We start from the raw sequence: 17337 nt of genomic DNA on the forward strand, positions 1-17337 counted from the left end.
CGGAAGAGGCATCAGTGACCACCACCCTCGACAAGGACTCGCAGAAGGCGGCCGCGCGCGTCGGCCTCGCCTCCGACACGATCGTCATCCGCGGGGGGAAGCCCCTCGCGGGTCGCATCGAGGTCCGCGGTGCCAAGAACCTCGTCACCAAGGCGATGGTCGCGGCCCTCCTCGCCGACGATCCGAGCGTCCTGAAGTCGGTTCCCGAGATCAGCGACGTCCACGTCGTCCGCGGGCTCCTCGAGGCGCACGGCGTCGTCGTCACCGAGCAGGCGCCGGGCGAGCTGCTGCTCGACACGACGAACGTGCAGAGCGCGCACATCGCCGAGATCAACGCGCACGCCGGCTCCAGCCGCATCCCGATCCTCTTCTGCGGCCCGCTGCTGCACCAGCTCGGCGAGGCGTTCATCCCCGACCTCGGCGGGTGCAAGATCGGGGACCGCCCGATCGACTTCCACCTCAACGCCCTCCGCGCGCTCGGCGCCACCGTCGAGAAGCTCGCCGACGGCATCCGCCTCACCGCACCCGACGGGCTGAGCGGTGCCCGCATCGAGCTGCCCTACCCGAGCGTCGGCGCGACCGAGCAGGTCCTGCTGTCGGCCGTGCGCGCGACGGGCACGACCGAGCTCAAGAACGCCGCGATCGAGCCCGAGATCATGGACCTCATCGCGATCCTGCAGAAGATGGGCGCGATCATCTCGGTCGAGCCCAACCGCGTCATCGTCATCGAGGGCGTGGAGAAGCTGCACGGCTACCTGCACTCGGCGATCTTCGACCGCAACGAGGCCGCGAGCTGGGCATCCGCCGCTCTCGCCACCCGCGGCGACATCGTCGTCGGCGGCGCGAAGCAGCAGGAGCTCATGACGTTCCTCAACGTCTACCGCAAGGCCGGCGGCATGTTCGACGTGCTGGAGGACGGCATCCGCTTCTGGCACCCCGGCACGCCTCTGCGCCCCGTCATGGTCGAGACCGACGTCCACCCCGGCTTCATGACCGACTGGCAGCAGCCGCTCATCGTCGCCCTCACGCAGGCCGAGGGCCAGTCCGTCGTGCACGAGACCGTCTACGAGAACCGCTTCGGCTTCACCGACGCCCTCAACGAGATGGGCGCCGACATCGTCGTCTACAAGAGCGGCATCGCGTCGATCACCCGCCGGGTGCCGCGCCGTCCGCTCGAGCAGGCGGCCGTCATCACGGGGCCGACGCCGCTCCACGGCGCCGACGTGCGGGTCCCCGACCTGCGCGGCGGCTTCAGCCACCTCATCGCGGCGCTCGCGGCCGAGGGCACGTCGACGATCAGCAACGTGGGCATCATCAGCCGCGGGTACGAGCTGTTCATCGACAAGCTCGAGCAGCTCGGCGCCGACTTCGAGCTCGCCTGAGCGGCCTTCTCTGCCGCGCCCGCGGCACCGGCTAGCCTGGAGCCGTGACCGACGACACCCCCTCGAGCACGACCGCGGCTCCGAGCCCCGCCGGCCGCCCCGCGACGCGGCGGCGCGAGAAGACCGCGATCTGGTACCTCCTCGCCGGCCTCCTGCTGCCGATCCTTGAGCTCATGACGAAGTTCGTGACGATCGACGGGCACAAGCTTCCGAAGCAGGGCGCGTTCATCCTCTCGCCGAACCACTACAGCGAGATCGACCCCGTCATCATGGGCCGATTCGTCTGGGGCCTGGGGCGCGTACCGCGCTTCCTCGCGAAGTCGAGCGTGTTCAAGAATCCGATCGTCGGCGCCATCCTGCGGGCCTCCGGGCAGATCCCCGTCGACCGCGAGGGCGGCGGGCGCTCCGCCGCGCCGCTCCGGGCCGCCCAGCAGCTCGTCGACAACGAGCTCGCCGTCATCATCTACCCCGAGGGCACTCTGACCCGCGACCCGGACCTGTGGCCGATGCGCGGCAAGACGGGGGCGGTGCGGATGGCGCTGACCGCGGGCGTGCCGATCATCCCCGCGGCCCACTGGGGCACGCAGCAGATCATGGCGCGGTACTCGAAGAAGATCAGCTTCTTCCCCCGCAAGCGCGTCGTCTGCAAGATCGGCGATCCGGTCGACCTGAGCGACCTCATGGGCCGCCCCATCGACCAGGCCGTCCTCGCCGAGGGGACCGAGCGCGTCATGAACGCCATCGCGGCGCTGCTCGGCGACCTCCGCGGCGAGACGCCGCCGCCCGAGCGGTGGGACCCGGTGAAGAACAACCAGAAGGAGACCGGCCGTTTTGAGTGACGCGACGTCCGCCCGCGAGCATCCGCCGCTGACCGAGGCGCTGCGCCTGCCGCTCGCCCAGCTCGAGCCGGATGCCCTCCGCATCGCCGTCCTCGGCGCCGGTTCGTGGGGCACGACGTTCGCGAAGCTGCTCGCCGACGGCGGCAGCGACGTCGTCCTGTGGGCGCGGCGGCGCGAGGTGGCGCAGGAGATCACCGAGACGCACCGCAACAGCGACTACCTGCCCGGCATCAACCTGCCGCCCAACCTGCGCGCGCACGACTCGCTCGAGCGCGTGCTCGCCGGGGCGCAGCAGGTCTACCTCTCGGTACCGAGCCAGTCGCTGCGCTCGAACCTCCACTCGATCCGCGACATCGTGCCGCCCGACGTGCCGATCGTGAGCCTCATGAAGGGCGTCGAGCGCGGCACGGGCCTGCGCATGAGCGAGGTCATCGCCTCCGAGCTGCGGGTCGACGCCGACCGCATCGCCGTCGTGAGCGGGCCCAACCTCGCGCTCGAGATCGCGAACAGGCAGCCGACCGCGGCGGTCGTCGCGAGCTCGAGCCTCGCCACCGCCGTCGCCGTGGCCGCCGCCGCGACCAACGACTACTTCGCCTCCTTCGTCAACACCGACGTCATCGGCACCGAGTTCGGCGGCGTGCTGAAGAACCTCATCGCCGTGGCCGTGGGCATCGCCGACGGCGTCGGCTACGGCGAGAACACGAAGGCCTCGATCATCACGCGCGGGCTCGTCGAGCTCACCCACTTCGCGGTCGCCTACGGCGCCCGCCCCGAGACGATGTCGGGCCTCGCGGGCCTCGGCGACCTCATCGCCACGTGCGAGTCGAAGCTCTCGCGCAACAACACGGCCGGTCGGCTGCTGGGCCAGGGCTACGCCTTCACCGAGGTCATCGCCCAGATGAACCAGACGGCCGAGGGCCTGTCGTCGGTGGGGCCCATCCTCGAGCTCGCCGAGCAGCGCGGCGTGCACATGCCGATCGTGCGGCAGGTGGCGCAGGTGCTCGACGGGACGCTCGACCCGCGCGAGCTGGCTCCGCACCTCGCGACCGACAGCGACGAGCCGCAGGGGGAGTGAGGGGCGTGCGGCCGGACGACGCGCGCGCGCGTCGCATCCTGACCCCTGTTCGGGGGATCCCTGACGGTAGGCTGAACGCGTGATCACCTCACTCGCGGGCGGCCGCGTCCTCGCCGAGAAGACCGGCGCGACCCCTCCGCGCGTCGTCGCCCTCCACGGCTGGGGGCGCGACGGCACCGACTTCCAGACGATCGTCTCGGGTCTCGACGCCGTGAGCCTCCACCTGCCCGGCTTCGGCCCCGCCCCTGCGCCGGACGAGGTGTGGGGCACGGAGCAGTACGCCGAGCTCGTCGCCGAGGCCGTCGCCGCCTACGCGCCCGTCGTGATCGTCGGCCACTCCTTCGGCGGTCGCATCGCGGTGCGGCTCGCCGCACGGCGCCCCGAGCTCGTGCGCGGGCTCGTCCTCACCGGCGCGCCCCTCGTGCGGCTCTCCGCTCCCGCCGCACCGCCCCTGTCGTACCGCCTGGCGCGGTGGGCGAACAGCGCCGGCCTCCTGAGCGACGATCGCATGGATGCCCTGCGCAACCAGCGCGGCTCGGCCGACTACCGCGCCGCCCAGGGCGTCATGCGCGGCGTGCTCGTGAAGACCGTGGGCGAGAACTACGACGACGACCTCGCGGCGCTCTCGTGCCCCGTGCGCATGGTGTGGGGCGAGGGCGACACCGCCGCCCCGACCGACGCCGGACGCGTCGCCGCCGAGCGCTGCGGCGCGAGCTTCCGCGTCGTCGCCGGCACCGAGCACCTCCTCACCGGCGACCTCGAGCTCGCCGTGCGCGAGGAGCTCCTGACCTTCCTCGACGAACTGGATCGCACCGAATGACCCTGCTGACCTCGCCGCTCACCCTCGTGGCGCTCGGCCTGGCGGTCATCGCCGCCGTGCCCGTCGGCGCCCGCTGGCTGCGCGTCGCCCAGCGCGAGCACTACGTGCCCACCTGGGTCTCGCGCATGGCCGGGCTGTGGCTCACCCGCGAGTCGATCACACTGCTCGGCGCGGCCGTCGCCGCCCTGCTCGTGGTGGTCGCCGCGATCGGCATCGCCTCGAGCGGCGCCGGCTCCCCGCTCGCGATCGCCGCCCTCGCCGCGATCGTCCTGCTCGCCCTCCTCCCGGTGGGTCTGAAGCCCCGCGGCACCTCAGCGACGTTCGTGCTCACCGATCGGGTGAAGCGCCTGCTCGTCGTGTGGATCCTGGTCCACCTCATCCTCGCGGTCGCGCTCGCCGCGCTCCTCGGCGCGGCCGGCCCCGCGGTCGTGCTCCTGCTGAGCGCGCCCCTCACCGACCTCGCCCTCGCGATCACCGCCCCGATCGAGAAGGCCGGCTCGAAGCGGTTCGTCGAGCAGGCCAAGAAGCGTCTCGACCAGGTGAAGCCGCGCGTCGTCGCGATCACCGGGTCGTACGGCAAGACGAGCACGAAGAACTACGTCGCCCACCTGCTGTCGGCCACGTACACGACCGTCGCGAGCCCCGCATCCTTCAACAACCGCCTCGGCCTCTCGCGTGCCGTCAACGACAGGCTCGTGCCGGGCACCGAGATCTTCGTCGCCGAGATGGGCATCTTCGGAGCCGGCGAGATCCGCGAGCTCTCGACGCACTTCCCGCCCGACATCGCGGCGATCACCGTCATCGGCGAGGCGCACCTGCAGCGCATGCGCTCGACCGACGTCATCTTCCGCGCGAAGGCCGAGATCACCGAGCGGGCGCGCACCGTCGTGCTGCCGATCGACGACCCGCGACTGGCGGGCCTCGCCGAGGAGTGCGCCGCGGCCGGCAAGCGCGTCGTCAGCGTCTCGCTGCGGCCGGGCGCCGACGCCGACGTCGTGCTCGACGCGAGCGGCGCCGACGACGCTGCCGCGACCGGCGCGGCGAGCATTCGCCTCGGGCGCGACGCAGCCCCTGTGCCCGTGACGATCTCGAGCACCGGCCACGCCGTCAACATCGCGGTCGCGGCGGGCATCGCCCTCGCGGCGGATGTCCCCGTCGCGACGATCGCGGGCCGCCTGTCCGACCTCCCCGGCTCGCAGCACCGCGCCGAGGTCCAGCAGGCTCCGAGCGGCGCGCTCGTCATCGACGACACCTACAACTCCAACCCCGTCGGGGCGCACCGCGCGCTCGAGGGCGCCGCCCGCCTCGCCGCCGAGCGCGGGGGAGCCCTCGTCGTCGTGACCCCCGGCATGGTCGAGCTCGGGCCCGTCCAGGCCGAGCGCAACCGCGCGTTCAGCGCCGCCATCAAGGCCGCCGGCGCGACCCTCTACGCGGTCGGCCGCACCAACCGCGCCGCACTGCTGGAAGGCTACGGAGAGGGCGCCCACGCGGTCGCCTCCCGCGAGGTCGCGGTCGCCGAGGCCGTCCGTGCCGCCGCCGACCGGGGCGTTATCCTCTACGAGAACGACCTCCCCGACCACTACCCGTGAGTCGCCGCCCGGGGAGGGACCAGGCCGCGGCGCACGACCTGACAGGGGAATCATGAGCGCTGCCGCGCAGTCCGCACCGTGGGCCGTCGTCTTCGGGGGGCCGAGCCCGGAGCACGAGATCTCCATCCTCACCGGGCTGCAGGCCGAGCGCGTGCTCACCGCCGCGGGCCACCGCGTCGTGCCGATCTACTGGTCGCCGACGGGCGAGTGGTTCCGGGTCCCCGACGCGACCGAGGCGAAGGACTACCTGGAGGGCGCCCCGCGCGACTCGGTCGCGCTCGAGGTGCGGCTCTCCGGCGAGCCGGGAATCTACCGCCGCAAGAAGTTCGGCGCCGAGAGAGTCGAGATCGAGGCGGCGCTGCTGTGCCTGCACGGCGGCGTCGGCGAGGGCGGCGGCGCCGCGGCCGTGTTCTCGCTGCTGGGCATCCCCGCCACCGGGTCGACGCTCTTCGCCGGGGCCGTGGGCATGGACAAGCTCGCGTTCGGCGGTCTCATGACGGCCGCGGGCATCCCCTCGCTGCCGCGCGAGGCCGTGTCGACGCTGCGCGAGCCGGGCTTCGGCGGGCCGTACATCGTCAAGCCGCGCTTCGGCGGGTCGTCGATCGGCATCGAGATCGCCGACGACATCGAGGCGGCGCGCGCGCTCGCGGGCGCGAGCGTCCACTTGCGCAACGGTGCCGTGCTCGAGCCGTACCGGCCCGAGCTCGTCGACCTGAACATCGCGTTCCGCACGCACCCCGAGCTCGAGATCACGCAGCTCGAGAAGCCGCTGCGCGGCGAGAGCCAGAGCGCCCTCTACTCGTACGCCGAGAAGTACCTCGCGGGCGGCGCCGGAGCCGACGCCGGCCTCTCGAGCGCCCCGCGCGAGTTCCCGGCCGAGGTCGCCGAGAGCGTTCACGAGGCCGCGCGCGATCTCGCCGCGCGCGTCGCCGACGTCACGCGACTCACGGGCGTCGTGCGCGTCGACCTGCTGCTCGACGAGGCCACGGGCGAGCTGTTCGTCAACGAGGTCAACTCGATCCCCGGAGCCCTGTCGCTCTACCTGTGGGCCCCGCAGCGACCCGCCGCCGAGGTGCTCGTCGACGCGATCGTCGAGGCGCGCGACAAGCGCATCGTCTTCCCGCAGGCGGGGTTCGGCGGCGGGGCCGCGCTGCGCGCCGCGGGAGGCATCGCGGGCAAGCTCGTCGGGTTCGACGGGCCGCGCGCGTAGGGCACCGGCGCTCGTCGAGCGGGTCGGCCGCGGACTGAGCTCGTCGGCGGCGGGTCCGCCGCGGGTTCTACTCGTCGGCGGGCGGGTCGCCTTGCGGGGCGACGCTTCCGCCGGCGAACACATCGGTCGCGGCGAGGCACTGCGCGGTCGGCTCGGTCGACGCGACGGCGACGCTCAGCGGGCGAAGGGCATCCGGGCCCCTGACCACGTCGTTGTCGACGATGACCTCCGTGGCCGGCTCGCGTCCGTAGGTCGTGAACACGTAGCGCGGCGCGTCGGACTCGTCGAGCAGCCAGTCGACCCCGTCGACCGTGAAGCACGGCAGCTCGCTCGGCCCCGGAGCCGGCAGCCCGCACCGGTAGATGACCGCCGCCGGGTCGCCCCACGCGGCCGTCGCCTGCGCGTTCGTCGCGCGGCGGTCGAGCCCCGCCACCTCGTCGGGCAGTCGCACCGAGATCTCGGCGCACGCGTAGGCGTTCGACTCGGGAGCCGCCTCGAGGTTCACCGTGCCCGCGCACCCCGCGAGCGCGAGCGGAGCGCTCGCGATCAGGGCGACGGATGCCCGCCTCATGCGGGCAGGACGGCTGCGGGTCGACATCGGTCACCACGCTATCGCGGCGCGGCTCGGCACGGGCTCCGAGGCCTGTCGGCCGGGTTCCGGCCCCGGTCGCGACTTCGGCGCGCGCGGGGTCGGGTGCGGACGCCCGAGGCGCTCCCACTGCGCCTGTCCGCCCCGCGGCTACGGCAGAAGACCGCCCAGCCTGAGGACGAGCGAGCTCCAGATCGCGCTGAGCACCCCGAGCCCCATGAGCAGGAGCGCGACGGCGATGAGCCCCCGGACGATCGCGTCGGCCCGTTCGCGATCCGGAGGGGTCGAACCGGTGCGGGCACGGCGCTCGAGCGCTCGGGCCCGCAGCAGCGCGAGCACCCCGAGCAGGAGCGCGAGCGGCGGCCCGACGAACCGCACTCCGTCGATCGCGACGCGCACGGGGGCGGTCACGGCGAGTGGGGGAGCCACCAGCTGCGCCCCGATCACGAGCACGGCGCCGATCGCGGCAAGGGTCAGCAGCAGGCGGGCGGCCGATCGCAGTCGGTCCGGCGTCATGGGGCTCCTCTCGCGCGACGGCGCGTCGGCTGCGGCGCACTCGAGGTCGCGCACAGCGCCGGCGGATCACGACGCGCGCGGGCCAGGCTAGCGTGGACGACATGCCCTCCGCCGAGCACGCGCCCGACCCGCACGGCGCCCCCGACGCAGACGGCGCCACCGACGCGCACGGCGCCCCCGACGCAGACGGCGCCCCCGACCACGCTGCCGACACTCTCGGCGCGGTCGGCGAGCTCGCCGCCCTCGCACGCATCATCCCGCGCCTGCCCCCGAGCGCGGTCACCGAGCTCGGCCCGGGCGACGACGCCGCCGTGCTCGCTGCCCCTGACGGCCGGTTCGTCGTGACGACCGACATGATGATCCACGGCCCCGACTTCCGCCTGGCCTGGTCCAGCATGCACGACCTCGGGTGGAAGGCCGCCGCCACCAACCTCAGCGACGTCGCCGCGATGGGAGCCCGCCCCACGAGCCTCGTCGTCGCCCTCGCGGCTCCGGCCGAGACGCCCGTCGCCGACCTCGAGGCCTTCGCCGACGGGCTCGCCGACGCGTGCGCCGCGCTCGCTCCCGGCTGCGGCGTCGTCGGCGGCGACCTGAGCGTCTCGCACACCCTCACGATCGCGGTGACGGCGTTCGGCGACCTCGAGGGCCGCCCTCCCGTGCGGCGCGACGGCGCGCGCCCGGGCGACGTCGTCGCGGTCTCCGGCCCCCTGGGGCTCGCCGCGCAGGGCCTCGCGCTGCTGTTCGAGCGCGGCGTCGATGCGACGGGGGCGCCGGATGCCTCGGCGGCCGCTCGGCTGCGCTCCGAGCATCCCGTGCCCATCGCCGCCCAGCTCGCCCCGCGCCCGCCGATCGCGGACGGCCCCGCCGCCGCGATCGCCGGCGCGACCGCGATGCTCGACCTGAGCGACGGGCTCGCGCTCGACGCCCGCCGCGTCGCGCGCGCGAGCGGCGTCGTGATCGACCTCGACGGCCGCGCGCTCGCGGCCCACGGCACGGGGGCGCTCGCGCTCACGGGCGGGGAGGACCACTCGCTGCTCGCGACCTTCCCGCCGACCGTGCCGCTGCCGGCGGGCTTCGAGCGCGTCGGTCTCGTGGTCGCTCTCGACGAGCGCGCCGGCGGTCGACCCGCGGTGCTCGTCGACGGCCACGTGGTCGACGAGCGGGGCGGGTGGGACCCGTTCGCGGGGTGGAGCGGCGAGGCCGATTGAGCCGATCTCGGGAGTTCCTGTAAGAACCGCCTCCCCCTCGACATAACCCTCATGATGAGGCGCCCGCCATCGGGGGCGGAGCCGGAGCAGGGGGTCGTACCGTGATCAGTCCGTCCGAGCACCGAGAGCTCGCCCGCTGGGCCGCCGCGTGCGCCGAGCGCGCGCTCCCCGCCTTCGAGGCCGAGCACCCCGACGACCCGCGGCCCCGCGCGGCGATCGCCGCCGCCCGCGCCTGGGCGAACGGTGCGATCACGGTGCAGGCGGCGCGCGAGATCGCCTTCCTCGCTCACGCCGCGGCGCGCGAGTCGACCGGCCCCGCTGCGGACGCCGCCGCCCGCGCCGCCGGTCACGCCGCCGCCACCGCGCACCTCGCGACGCACGCGACGCACGCCGCCGACTACGCCGCGCGCGCCGCCTCCGATGCCGCCGACGAGCGCTGCTGGCAGCGTTCGGCGATCGGGGCCGAGCTGCTCGCGGCGGTGTCGCGCCAGTCGCAGCGCGAGCTCGACCGGCAGCCGGCCTAGCTCTCCGGCCCCGCCTCGGTCGCCGTGAGCCAGAAGATCGCGGTCTCGCCGTAGTCGGAGCGCCGCTCCAGCTCGAGCCCCGACGGCCAGGCCGGAACGGGGGTCCGCGACGAGCGCTCGAGGACGACCACGGCATCCGCCGCCAATCGGGGCACGAGCGCGGCGAGCACGTGATCGAGCTCGAGCCCGCCGAGCTCGTACGGCGGGTCGATGAAGACGAGATCCCACGCGCCGGGCGTCGAGGTCAGGTACGACTGCACGGGCTTCCCCGTGACGCGGATGCTCGGTGCCGACCCGCGCGGAGCCCGCTGCTCCACGAGCCGCGCGTTGGCCTTGCACACCTGGACGGCCGCGTGGCTGCGCTCGACGAGCATCACGGACGCGGCGCCGCGCGAGGCGGCCTCGAGCCCGAGGCCTCCGGAGCCGGCGTAGAGGTCGAGCACGCGCGCCCCGTCGATGAGGTCGCGGGCCTGCAGCGAGCTGAAGATCGCCTCGCGCACGCGGTCGGAGGTGGGGCGCGTGCCCGCGCTCGGCACCGTGAGGGTGAGAGACCCGGCGTACCCGGCGATGATGCGCGTCACGGCTCAACGGTAGCCGCCAGCACGGCGCGGTCGGCGCGCGCGGCTACCGTAGTCACCGTGACCGGCCCCCTCGACGCGAAGCTCGTCTCGGTGCTCGGCGATCGCAGCGCGAAGTCGCTGAGCAAAGCTTTCGGCATGACCACGGTCGGCGATCTGCTCGCGCACGTGCCGCGCCGGTACGCGCGCCGCGGCGAGCTCACGGCGCTGAGCGAGCTGCAGGTGGGCGAGTCGGTGACGATCGTCGCGGAGATCCTGAGCGTCACCGAGCGCACGATGCGCGCGCGCCGGGGGAGCATCCTCGAGGTCACGATCGGCGACGGCCGGGGCATCCTCGCCCTGACGTTCTTCAACCAGGCGTGGCGCAAGGCCGATCTCGTGAAGGGCCGCCGCGGCATCTTCGCCGGCAAGGTCGGCGAGTACCGCGGCATCCGCCAGCTCGCCCACCCCGACTACGAGCTGTTCGAGGCGGGCGACGAGCGCGACGGGCCCCTGCGTGACGCCGGCCCCACGGCGCAGAAGTGGGCGATGCAGCCGATCCCGATCTACCCGGCGACGTCGACGGTCGCGAGCTGGCAGCTGCAGAAGGCGATCGCGGTCGCGCTCGACACGCTCGGGCCGCTCGACGACCCCGTCCCCGCCGAGGTGCGCGCCGAGCGCGAGCTGCTCGACCACGCGACCGCGCTCGAGTGGATCCACCGGCCGGAGGACAACCGGCAGTGGCGCCGCGCGCGCGACACGCTGCGCTTCCACGAGGCGTTCCTGCTGCAGGTCGCGCTGCTGCAGCGCCGCGCCCTGCTGCGCGAGCAGCCCGCGACCCCGCGCACGCCGGGCGCCGAGCTCGCGGGCTTCGACGCCGCGCTGCCGTTCACCCTCACCGCCGACCAGGAGCTCGTCGGCCAGGAGATCGCGCGCGACCTCGCCTCGCCCGTTCCCATGAACCGGCTCGTGCAGGGCGAGGTCGGCTCGGGAAAGACGCTCGTCGCCGTGCGGGCGATGCTCACGGTCGCGGAGGACGGCGGCCAGAGCGCCCTGCTCGCCCCGACGGAGGTGCTCGCGGCCCAGCACCTGCGCTCGATCGTGAGCGTGCTCGGCCCCGACCGCGCGGCTCGGATGCGCCCGGTGCTCCTGACGGGGCAGCTGAGCGCGGGGGAGCGCCGCGCGACCCTCCTCGCGATCGCGAGCGGGGCATCCCGCATCGTCGTCGGAACGCACGCGCTTCTCGGCGACAAGGTCCAGTTCGCCGACCTCGGCCTCGTCGTCGTCGACGAGCAGCACCGGTTCGGCGTCGAGCAGCGCGAGACCCTGCGCCGCAAGGGCGCGGTGCCGCCGCACGTGCTCGTCCTCACGGCCACGCCCATCCCGCGGACGGTCGCGATGACGGTCTTCGGCGACCTCGACGTCTCGACGATCGCGACGCTGCCGGCCGGGCGCATCCCGATCGTGAGCCACGTCGTGCCGCTCGCCGAGCGCCGCGAGCTGTGGCACCGCGCGTGGCAGCGCCTCGGCGAGGAGCTCGCGCAGGGCCGCCAGGGCTTCGTCGTCGTCCCCGCGATCGACGCGACGACCCCGGAGGACGACCCCGACGCGCTCGCGACCGACGCCGAGGAGTCGGGCTCGGTCGGCGCCGCCGATGCGGCCGTCGGGCAGGCGGATGCCCCGCCCCGCCCGCCCGCGTCGGTCGCCGAGCTCACACCCCTGCTGCGATCGCACCCCGCGCTCGAGGGGCGACGGGTCGAGCCGCTCCACGGCCGTATGTCGACGGAGGAGAAGGACGCGACGATGCGCGCCTTCGCCGCCGGCGAGATCGACGTGCTCGTCGCGACGACGGTCATCGAGGTCGGCGTCGACGTGCCCAATGCCTCGACGATGGTCGTGGTGGAGGCCGACCGGTTCGGCGTGAGCCAGCTGCACCAGCTGCGCGGCCGCGTCGGCCGCGGCGGCGTGCCGGGCCTGTGCCTCTTCGTCACCGCCGCCGAGCAGGGCAGTCTCGCGCGCGAGCGCGTCGAGGCGGTCGCGTCGACCCTCGACGGCTTCGAGCTCGCGTCGATCGACCTCGAGCTGCGCCGCGAGGGCGACGTTCTCGGCGCGACGCAGAGCGGCGGCCGGTCGAGCCTGCGGCTGCTGCGCGTCGCGAAGGACGGCGATGTGATCGGGGATGCGCGCGAGGCCGCGGCCCTGCTCCTCGAGCGCGACCCGCGGCTCGACGGGATGCCGGCGCTCCGCGACGCCCTCGACCGCCGGCTCGACGACGAGGCGCGCGCGTACCTGGAGAAGAACTGACGCGCGATCGTCAAGGCGTCCATCAGGTTCGCGCGGTCGACTAGCGTTGTCGCCGGGGAACACCAGGGGGAGGACGCATGAAGGTCATCAGCTACAACCTCCGCAAGCACGCGGCCGTCGGCGAGCTCGTCGATCTGGTCGCCGCGCACGACCCGCACCTGGTCTGCCTGCAGGAGATCGACACCTCGCAGCTCCCCGCCGAGCTCGGCCCCCTCCACCTCGCCGACGCCACCAAGCGCAATCGGCTCGGCCTCGCCGTCTACTACGACCGCGACCGCTTCGAGTCGCGCGCGACGGCCGCCTTCGCCCTCAAGAAGTCGCTCCACGATCGCATCGCCGCGCCCGCGCACGAGCGCGTGCTCGGCTCGCACCTGCTCGACCGCGAGACGGGGCGCGAGATCGTCGTCGCCTCCTTCCACGCCGCCCCGCTCACGGCGCTCAACTCGCTGCGGCGCAAGCAGATCCACGCCGCTCACGAAGCGCTGCGCGGCTTCGGGCCCGATCTGCCCACCCTCATGGTGGGCGACTTCAACTACCCCGTCTTCAAGGACTTCCTCGGAGCCGACGTGCGCGGCACCGGCTACGACCTGACGCTCAGCGACGCGCGCACCTACACGCGCTACAAGTTCTTCCGCGGCCACTTCGACTTCGCGACCTCGATCGGGCTCGACATCGATTCCGTCCGCACGCTGCCGCAGGGCGTCAGCGACCACCTGCCCATCCTCGTCGCCGCCGGCTACCGCGAGCGCGCTGAGGCGGCCGCATAGCGTTCGCGCGACGCCGCCCCGGTAGGCTTGCTCCGTGAGCAGAGTCGCCGTCATCCCCGGGTCGTACGACCCCGTCACCCTGGGGCATCTCGACGTCATCGAGCGCGCCGCGCGCATCTTCGACGAGGTGCACGTGGTCGTCGTGCACAACCCGGGCAAGACGGCCATGCTGCCGATCGCGCAGCGCGTCTCCCTCATCGAGCAGGCCATCGCCGATCGGGCCCTGCCCTCGGGCATCGTCGTGACCGGCTGGAGCGTCGGGCTGCTGGTCGACTACTGCACCGATGTCGGCGCGACGGTGCTGGTGAAGGGGATCCGCAGCCAGGTCGACGTGGCCTACGAGACGCCGATGGCGATCGTGAACCGCAACCTCGCCGGCGTCGAGACGATCTTCATGCTCCCCGACCCGGCCCACGCGCACGTGTCGAGCTCGCTCGTGCGTCAGGTGGCCTCCCTGGGCGGCGACGTGGCGCCCTACGTCCCCCGCGCTGTCGCGGAGTTCCTGCACTCCTTCCAGGACTGAGCCCCGCACATCCGTCCCGATCGTCGCGGTCTCGGAATGCGGAAGGCCGCCACCGGGGCGAGCCTCCGGTGACGGCCCTCTGAACGAGCCCGCTGCGATGTCGGGCGGGGATGCGCGGCGCACGGTCGTGCTCAGCGCGGGATGAGCGTCAGCAGCATCGTGCGCTGCATCTGCCGCTCGCGCTGCTCGCGAGCGAGCTCCTGGTTCACGCGCGTCGCACGGTGGTCGTGCCGCACGGCGACGGTCGAGCGGCGGCTCCACTGCACGAGGGCGATGCCGACGTGCAGCGCGATCCGGTCGATCAGACCGATCCGGCGCGCGGGGACGCTCCGGGTGCGGGGGCGCGACGGGCGCACCGGCTGCGGGTGACTCGGGCGAGTCGTGGTGGTGTTCATGAGTGGTGGTGTTCCTTCACTGCGCGTGGGTCGCCACCGGCGCGCGCGGTCGCGCGCCGGAGGAGGCCCGAGGGNCGACTCGCCGTGAACGGGGCGGTGACCCGCAGATGCACATCGGTCGACGAGCGGCGGCGAGAGCCGACGAGCGCGAGCGCGCGGTGCCCGGGTCGGGCTTCTTCAGCGCCGCCACCGTCGAACCGGCGGCGTTCCGACCGACGCGGTTAGGCGGTGACGACGCCGACGAAGCCGGCGCGGATACGGGAGATTCCCGTCAGAGTGGTGATCAACATGCTGGCCTCCTTTCGGCGTCTCGTGGGCCCTCGTGCAGGGCATCGGGAAATCTAGCGGCGCGACGCCGCCGAGCGCAACTGTTTTCTTCCCCTTTCTCCGGGTCAGATCGGCCGAGGCCTCGCGTCGCACCGTGGCGATCATGCCGTTCGGGTCCTGCGCGGGGGGCGCCGCCTGAGCGCTCGGCGGCCTGCGCGAACGGGTCGGAGGCTGGCGCGGCCGCGGTGCCGCCCGGCCGCCGTAGAGTGGCGCCCATGGTCGCGAACGCCGACAAGCCCGTGCTGCTCTTCGAGACGGTCGCGGCGTGGGAGGCGTGGCTGGAGGCGAATCCCGACCACCCGGGCGTCCGGCTGAAGATGCGGAAGAAGGCATCCGCCGCCCCCGGGATCACCTACGACGAGGCGCTCGAGTCGGCGCTCTGCTTCGGCTGGATCGATGGGCAGATCTACGGGCTCGACGCCGACTACTCGCTGCAGGTCTTCACACCTCGGCGGCCGCGCTCGGTCTGGTCGCAGCGGAACGTGGGCATCGTCGAGCGCCTCACCGGGGCCGGCCGCATGCGACCGCCCGGGCTCGCCCAGGTCGAGCGGGCGCAGGCGGACGGTCGCTGGGCCGCCGCCTACCGGCAGAAGGGGATGATCGTGCCCGACGATCTCCGGGCGGCGCTCGACGCCTCGCCCGCAGCCGCCGCGACCTTCGGCGCGCTCGCCGCCCAGCAGCGGTTCGGCATCGTCTTCCGGCTCGACGGCGTCGCGCGCGCCGAGACCCGCGCCCGGAAGCTCGCCGACTACGTCGCCCGCCTCGAGCGCGGCGAATCCCCCGTCGCGTGAGGCAGGACGACCGATGAGAGCGATCACAGTGCGCGAGTACGGCGGCCCCGAGGTTCTGCGAGTCGATGACGCGCCCGACGTCGTGCCGCGGGCGGGGGAGATCGTGGTGCGCCAGCAGGCGAGCTCGGTGAACCCGCTCGACTGGCACACCATGCGCGGGACGCCGTTCCTCGTGCGGGTCGGGCGCGGGCTCCGCCGGCCGACGAGGCCCGTGCTCGGCAGCGACATCTCGGGGGTCGTCGACGCCGTCGGGCCGGGAGTCGAGCGGTGGCGCGTGGGCGACCCCGTGCTCGGCTTCGGCATCGCGGCGTGGGCCGAGCGCGTCGTCGTGAAGGCGGATGGCGTCGTCTCGCGACCGGCCGGGCTCGACCCGGTGGATGCGGGCGGCGTCGGCATCGCGGGCATCACCGCCCTGCAGGCGCTCACGCGGGCCGGGGCCGAGCGCGGGCAGCGCATCCTCGTCAACGGCGCGTCCGGCGGCGTGGGAACGTTCGCCGTCCAGATCGGCAAGCTCCTCGGCGCGCACGTCACCGCGACGACGAGCGCCCGCAACCTCGCTCTCGTCGCGCGCATCGGCGCCGACGACGTCATCGACTACACGGTCGACGACGTCGTGTCGGGCCTCCCGCGCTTCGACGCGGTGATCGACCTCGTCGGCGACCGCCGCATCGGCGAGCTGCGCCGCGTGCTCAGGCCGGAGGGCGCGCTCGTGCGGTGCGGCGACCCCGGCGGGCTGTGGATCAGGCCGGTCGCCGCGGTCGCGGGCGCGGTCATCACCGACCGGCTCGTGACGCACCGCATCATCCCGCTGCTCGCGACGCGCGACCAGGCCGACCTGCAGCGTCTCGCCGACTGGCTCGGCACGACGGCCCTGCGCGTCGTCGTCGACCGCGTCGTCCCGCTCTCCGAGGTCGCCGAGGCCGTCGCGCACGTCGAGTCGCGCCGTGCCCGCGGGAAGGTGCTGCTCGCGGTCGATCGCTAATACCCCTGGGGGTATAATCGACTCGTTCCCGCGACCGAAGGAGACCCCTCATGTGCCAGCAGATCACCTGCCGGACGTGCGGCAAGAGGACCGGGACCGGCTGCGGCCAGCACGTGAGCCAGGTGATGCGCGGCGTGCCCCAGTCGCGGCGATGCCCGGGCCACGATGCCGAGCCCGGCTTCTTCGCGCGGCTCTTCCGCCGCTGAACCGACCGGGCGGGCGAGCGTCCGTCCGGGCTGGAGAGACCCCCGGACGCGCCTACGTCTCGATCGCCCCGCCTCGCGCCGCCAGGTGGTCGCGCAAGGAGTAGCCCGGGTTCTCGGCGCGCAGGGCGAGGTACTCGTCGAACGCGAGCTGCGAACGGAGCGACTCCCCCGCGCGCATGCGCTCGGCCTGCGCGACTTCGGTCGTCATGATCCGTCGGGCGAGCGCTCCGACCTCCTCCGCGAGCGCGGCGGCCACGACCACGACTCCGTCGTCGTCGGCCGTGATGATGTCGCCCGGGCGGATCGTCACCCCGCCGATCGTCGCGGAGCGCATCGGCGGGGCCGCCGGCGGCACCCGGACCGGTCCGCGCGGAAAGGCTCCTCGGCTGAAGATCGGGATGCCGATGTCGACGAGCTGCGCGGAGTCGCGGTGGAACCCGTCGATCACGATCCCTGCCAGTCCGGCGAGGTGAGCCTCGAGCGCGAGGAGGTCGCCGACGCAGGCCTCGTCGTCGCGACCGCCGTTGTCGACGACGAGCACCGAACCCGTGGGTGCCTCGCCGATCACCTCGAGGATGACATCGACGCTCCCGAGGTGCGTCACGGGCGCGGCGGGACCGGCGACGATGCGCCCGGGGGCGATCGGGCGGAGGGCGAACGCGGGCGCGGGGAGTCCGAGCCGCACGAGGGCGTCGACGACCGCGGCCGTGGGGAGCGCGGTCGTCCCGCTCAT

At 73.8% G+C, this 17337-nt stretch carries 19 protein-coding genes; 14 read left to right on the forward strand and 5 right to left on the reverse strand.

What is annotated here, in order from left to right:
• Positions 1–14 precede the first annotated feature (14 nt).
• The 6 genes from murA to ASG83_RS08240 all read left to right on the forward strand — a co-directional run bounded on the left by murA (position 15) and on the right by ASG83_RS08240 (position 6915).
• A complete protein-coding gene (murA, locus tag ASG83_RS08215; RefSeq protein ID WP_055859813.1) occupies positions 15–1382 on the forward strand; it encodes a UDP-N-acetylglucosamine 1-carboxyvinyltransferase in 1368 nt (455 codons plus the stop codon).
• Between the two features lie 44 nt (positions 1383–1426).
• Entirely contained in the window at positions 1427–2221 is a 795-nt protein-coding gene (locus ASG83_RS08220; RefSeq protein WP_235451435.1) for a 1-acyl-sn-glycerol-3-phosphate acyltransferase, read from the forward strand.
• Positions 2222–2267: 46 nt separating this feature from the next.
• The gene (locus ASG83_RS08225; RefSeq protein WP_156376845.1) at positions 2268–3296 is read left to right on the forward strand and encodes an NAD(P)H-dependent glycerol-3-phosphate dehydrogenase; all 1029 of its coding nucleotides are present in this window, start codon (positions 2268–2270) and stop codon (positions 3294–3296) included.
• A gap of 79 nt (positions 3297–3375) precedes the next feature.
• Positions 3376–4116, forward strand: coding sequence for an alpha/beta fold hydrolase (locus tag ASG83_RS08230; RefSeq protein WP_055859815.1), 741 nt, complete (start codon positions 3376–3378; stop codon positions 4114–4116).
• The gene (locus ASG83_RS08235; RefSeq protein ID WP_055859818.1) at positions 4113–5705 is read left to right on the forward strand and encodes a Mur ligase family protein; all 1593 of its coding nucleotides are present in this window, start codon (positions 4113–4115) and stop codon (positions 5703–5705) included. Before ASG83_RS08230 ends, ASG83_RS08235 begins: the two co-directional genes overlap by 4 nt.
• 52 nt (positions 5706–5757) lie before the next feature.
• Positions 5758–6915 (forward strand): hypothetical protein, encoded by a 1158-nt coding sequence (locus tag ASG83_RS08240; RefSeq protein ID WP_055859821.1) that lies wholly within the window; start codon positions 5758–5760, stop codon positions 6913–6915.
• A 67-nt stretch (positions 6916–6982) separates the two neighbouring features.
• On the opposite strand, the gene ASG83_RS08245 is transcribed toward ASG83_RS08240, so the two are convergent.
• Together ASG83_RS08245 and ASG83_RS08250 are read right to left on the reverse strand one after the other, a co-directional pair.
• A complete protein-coding gene (locus ASG83_RS08245; RefSeq protein WP_055859823.1) occupies positions 6983–7513 on the reverse strand; it encodes a DUF3515 family protein in 531 nt (176 codons plus the stop codon).
• Positions 7514–7654: 141 nt separating this feature from the next.
• Complete coding sequence (locus ASG83_RS08250; RefSeq protein ID WP_055898314.1) at positions 7655–8020, reverse strand: hypothetical protein; 366 nt, start codon at positions 8018–8020, stop codon at positions 7655–7657.
• A 101-nt stretch (positions 8021–8121) separates the two neighbouring features.
• Between ASG83_RS08250 and thiL the strand changes: the two genes are divergently transcribed.
• The gene (gene thiL, locus ASG83_RS08255) at positions 8122–9228 is read left to right on the forward strand and encodes a thiamine-phosphate kinase (protein ID WP_082599169.1); all 1107 of its coding nucleotides are present in this window, start codon (positions 8122–8124) and stop codon (positions 9226–9228) included.
• A 101-nt stretch (positions 9229–9329) separates the two neighbouring features.
• Positions 9330–9752 carry a putative immunity protein gene (locus tag ASG83_RS08260; RefSeq protein ID WP_055859829.1) on the forward strand — a complete coding sequence of 141 codons (423 nt, stop codon included), beginning with the start codon at positions 9330–9332 and terminating at the stop codon, positions 9750–9752.
• On the opposite strand, the gene rsmD is transcribed toward ASG83_RS08260, so the two are convergent.
• Positions 9749–10333 carry a 16S rRNA (guanine(966)-N(2))-methyltransferase RsmD gene (gene rsmD / locus ASG83_RS08265; protein WP_055859832.1) on the reverse strand — a complete coding sequence of 195 codons (585 nt, stop codon included), beginning with the start codon at positions 10331–10333 and terminating at the stop codon, positions 9749–9751. The two genes, ASG83_RS08260 and rsmD, sit on opposite strands and share 4 nt — an antisense overlap.
• Positions 10334–10390: 57 nt before the next feature.
• Between rsmD and ASG83_RS08270 the strand changes: the two genes are divergently transcribed.
• From ASG83_RS08270 to coaD, 3 genes are all read left to right on the forward strand, one after another.
• Entirely contained in the window at positions 10391–12613 is a 2223-nt protein-coding gene (locus ASG83_RS08270; RefSeq protein WP_055859836.1) for an ATP-dependent DNA helicase RecG, read from the forward strand.
• Between the two features lie 77 nt (positions 12614–12690).
• On the forward strand, positions 12691–13380 hold the full coding sequence (locus ASG83_RS08275) for an endonuclease/exonuclease/phosphatase family protein (protein ID WP_055859839.1): 690 nt from the start codon (positions 12691–12693) through the stop codon (positions 13378–13380).
• A gap of 34 nt (positions 13381–13414) precedes the next feature.
• Positions 13415–13903: a pantetheine-phosphate adenylyltransferase gene (gene coaD, locus ASG83_RS08280; protein ID WP_055859842.1), complete on the forward strand. Its 489-nt coding sequence runs from the start codon at positions 13415–13417 to the stop codon at positions 13901–13903.
• Positions 13904–14034: 131 nt separating this feature from the next.
• On the opposite strand, the gene ASG83_RS08285 is transcribed toward coaD, so the two are convergent.
• A complete protein-coding gene (locus tag ASG83_RS08285; protein ID WP_055859845.1) occupies positions 14035–14298 on the reverse strand; it encodes a hypothetical protein in 264 nt (87 codons plus the stop codon).
• Between the two features lie 542 nt (positions 14299–14840).
• Between ASG83_RS08285 and ASG83_RS08290 the strand changes: the two genes are divergently transcribed.
• Genes ASG83_RS08290 through ASG83_RS12910 form a run of 3 tightly spaced genes read left to right on the forward strand, consistent with a single transcriptional unit; the run spans position 14841 to position 16604 of the window.
• The gene (locus ASG83_RS08290; RefSeq protein ID WP_055859848.1) at positions 14841–15416 is read left to right on the forward strand and encodes a YdeI family protein; all 576 of its coding nucleotides are present in this window, start codon (positions 14841–14843) and stop codon (positions 15414–15416) included.
• 13 nt (positions 15417–15429) lie between these two features.
• Complete coding sequence (locus ASG83_RS08295) at positions 15430–16398, forward strand: NAD(P)-dependent alcohol dehydrogenase (protein ID WP_055859850.1); 969 nt, start codon at positions 15430–15432, stop codon at positions 16396–16398.
• Positions 16399–16448: 50 nt separating this feature from the next.
• Positions 16449–16604, forward strand: a complete 156-nt coding sequence (locus tag ASG83_RS12910) for a hypothetical protein (RefSeq protein WP_200932301.1) — start codon at positions 16449–16451, stop codon at positions 16602–16604.
• 52 nt (positions 16605–16656) lie between these two features.
• Here the strand turns inward: ASG83_RS12910 and ASG83_RS08300 are convergent, their stop codons facing one another.
• The gene (locus ASG83_RS08300; protein ID WP_055859854.1) at positions 16657–17337 is read right to left on the reverse strand and encodes an RraA family protein; all 681 of its coding nucleotides are present in this window, start codon (positions 17335–17337) and stop codon (positions 16657–16659) included.

This window comes from Yonghaparkia sp. Soil809 (assembly GCF_001429705.1).
Classification (GTDB): domain Bacteria; phylum Actinomycetota; class Actinomycetes; order Actinomycetales; family Microbacteriaceae; genus Microcella.

Excerpts from the sequence above, each read along its gene's own strand:
- ASG83_RS08300 (WP_055859854.1), bottom strand. The coding sequence starts at position 17,337 with ATGAGCGGGACGACCGCGCTCCCCACGGCCGCGGTCGTCGACGCCCTC.
- ASG83_RS08290 (WP_055859848.1), top strand. The coding sequence starts at position 14,841 with ATGGTCGCGAACGCCGACAAGCCCGTGCTGCTCTTCGAGACGGTCGCG.
- ASG83_RS08250 (WP_055898314.1), bottom strand. The coding sequence starts at position 8,020 with ATGACGCCGGACCGACTGCGATCGGCCGCCCGCCTGCTGCTGACCCTT.
- thiL (WP_082599169.1), top strand. The coding sequence starts at position 8,122 with ATGCCCTCCGCCGAGCACGCGCCCGACCCGCACGGCGCCCCCGACGCA.
- ASG83_RS12910 (WP_200932301.1), top strand. The coding sequence starts at position 16,449 with ATGTGCCAGCAGATCACCTGCCGGACGTGCGGCAAGAGGACCGGGACC.
- ASG83_RS08295 (WP_055859850.1), top strand. The coding sequence starts at position 15,430 with ATGAGAGCGATCACAGTGCGCGAGTACGGCGGCCCCGAGGTTCTGCGA.
- ASG83_RS08245 (WP_055859823.1), bottom strand. The coding sequence starts at position 7,513 with ATGTCGACCCGCAGCCGTCCTGCCCGCATGAGGCGGGCATCCGTCGCC.
- ASG83_RS08235 (WP_055859818.1), top strand. The coding sequence starts at position 4,113 with ATGACCCTGCTGACCTCGCCGCTCACCCTCGTGGCGCTCGGCCTGGCG.
- ASG83_RS08275 (WP_055859839.1), top strand. The coding sequence starts at position 12,691 with ATGAAGGTCATCAGCTACAACCTCCGCAAGCACGCGGCCGTCGGCGAG.
- ASG83_RS08240 (WP_055859821.1), top strand. The coding sequence starts at position 5,758 with ATGAGCGCTGCCGCGCAGTCCGCACCGTGGGCCGTCGTCTTCGGGGGG.
- ASG83_RS08285 (WP_055859845.1), bottom strand. The coding sequence starts at position 14,298 with ATGAACACCACCACGACTCGCCCGAGTCACCCGCAGCCGGTGCGCCCG.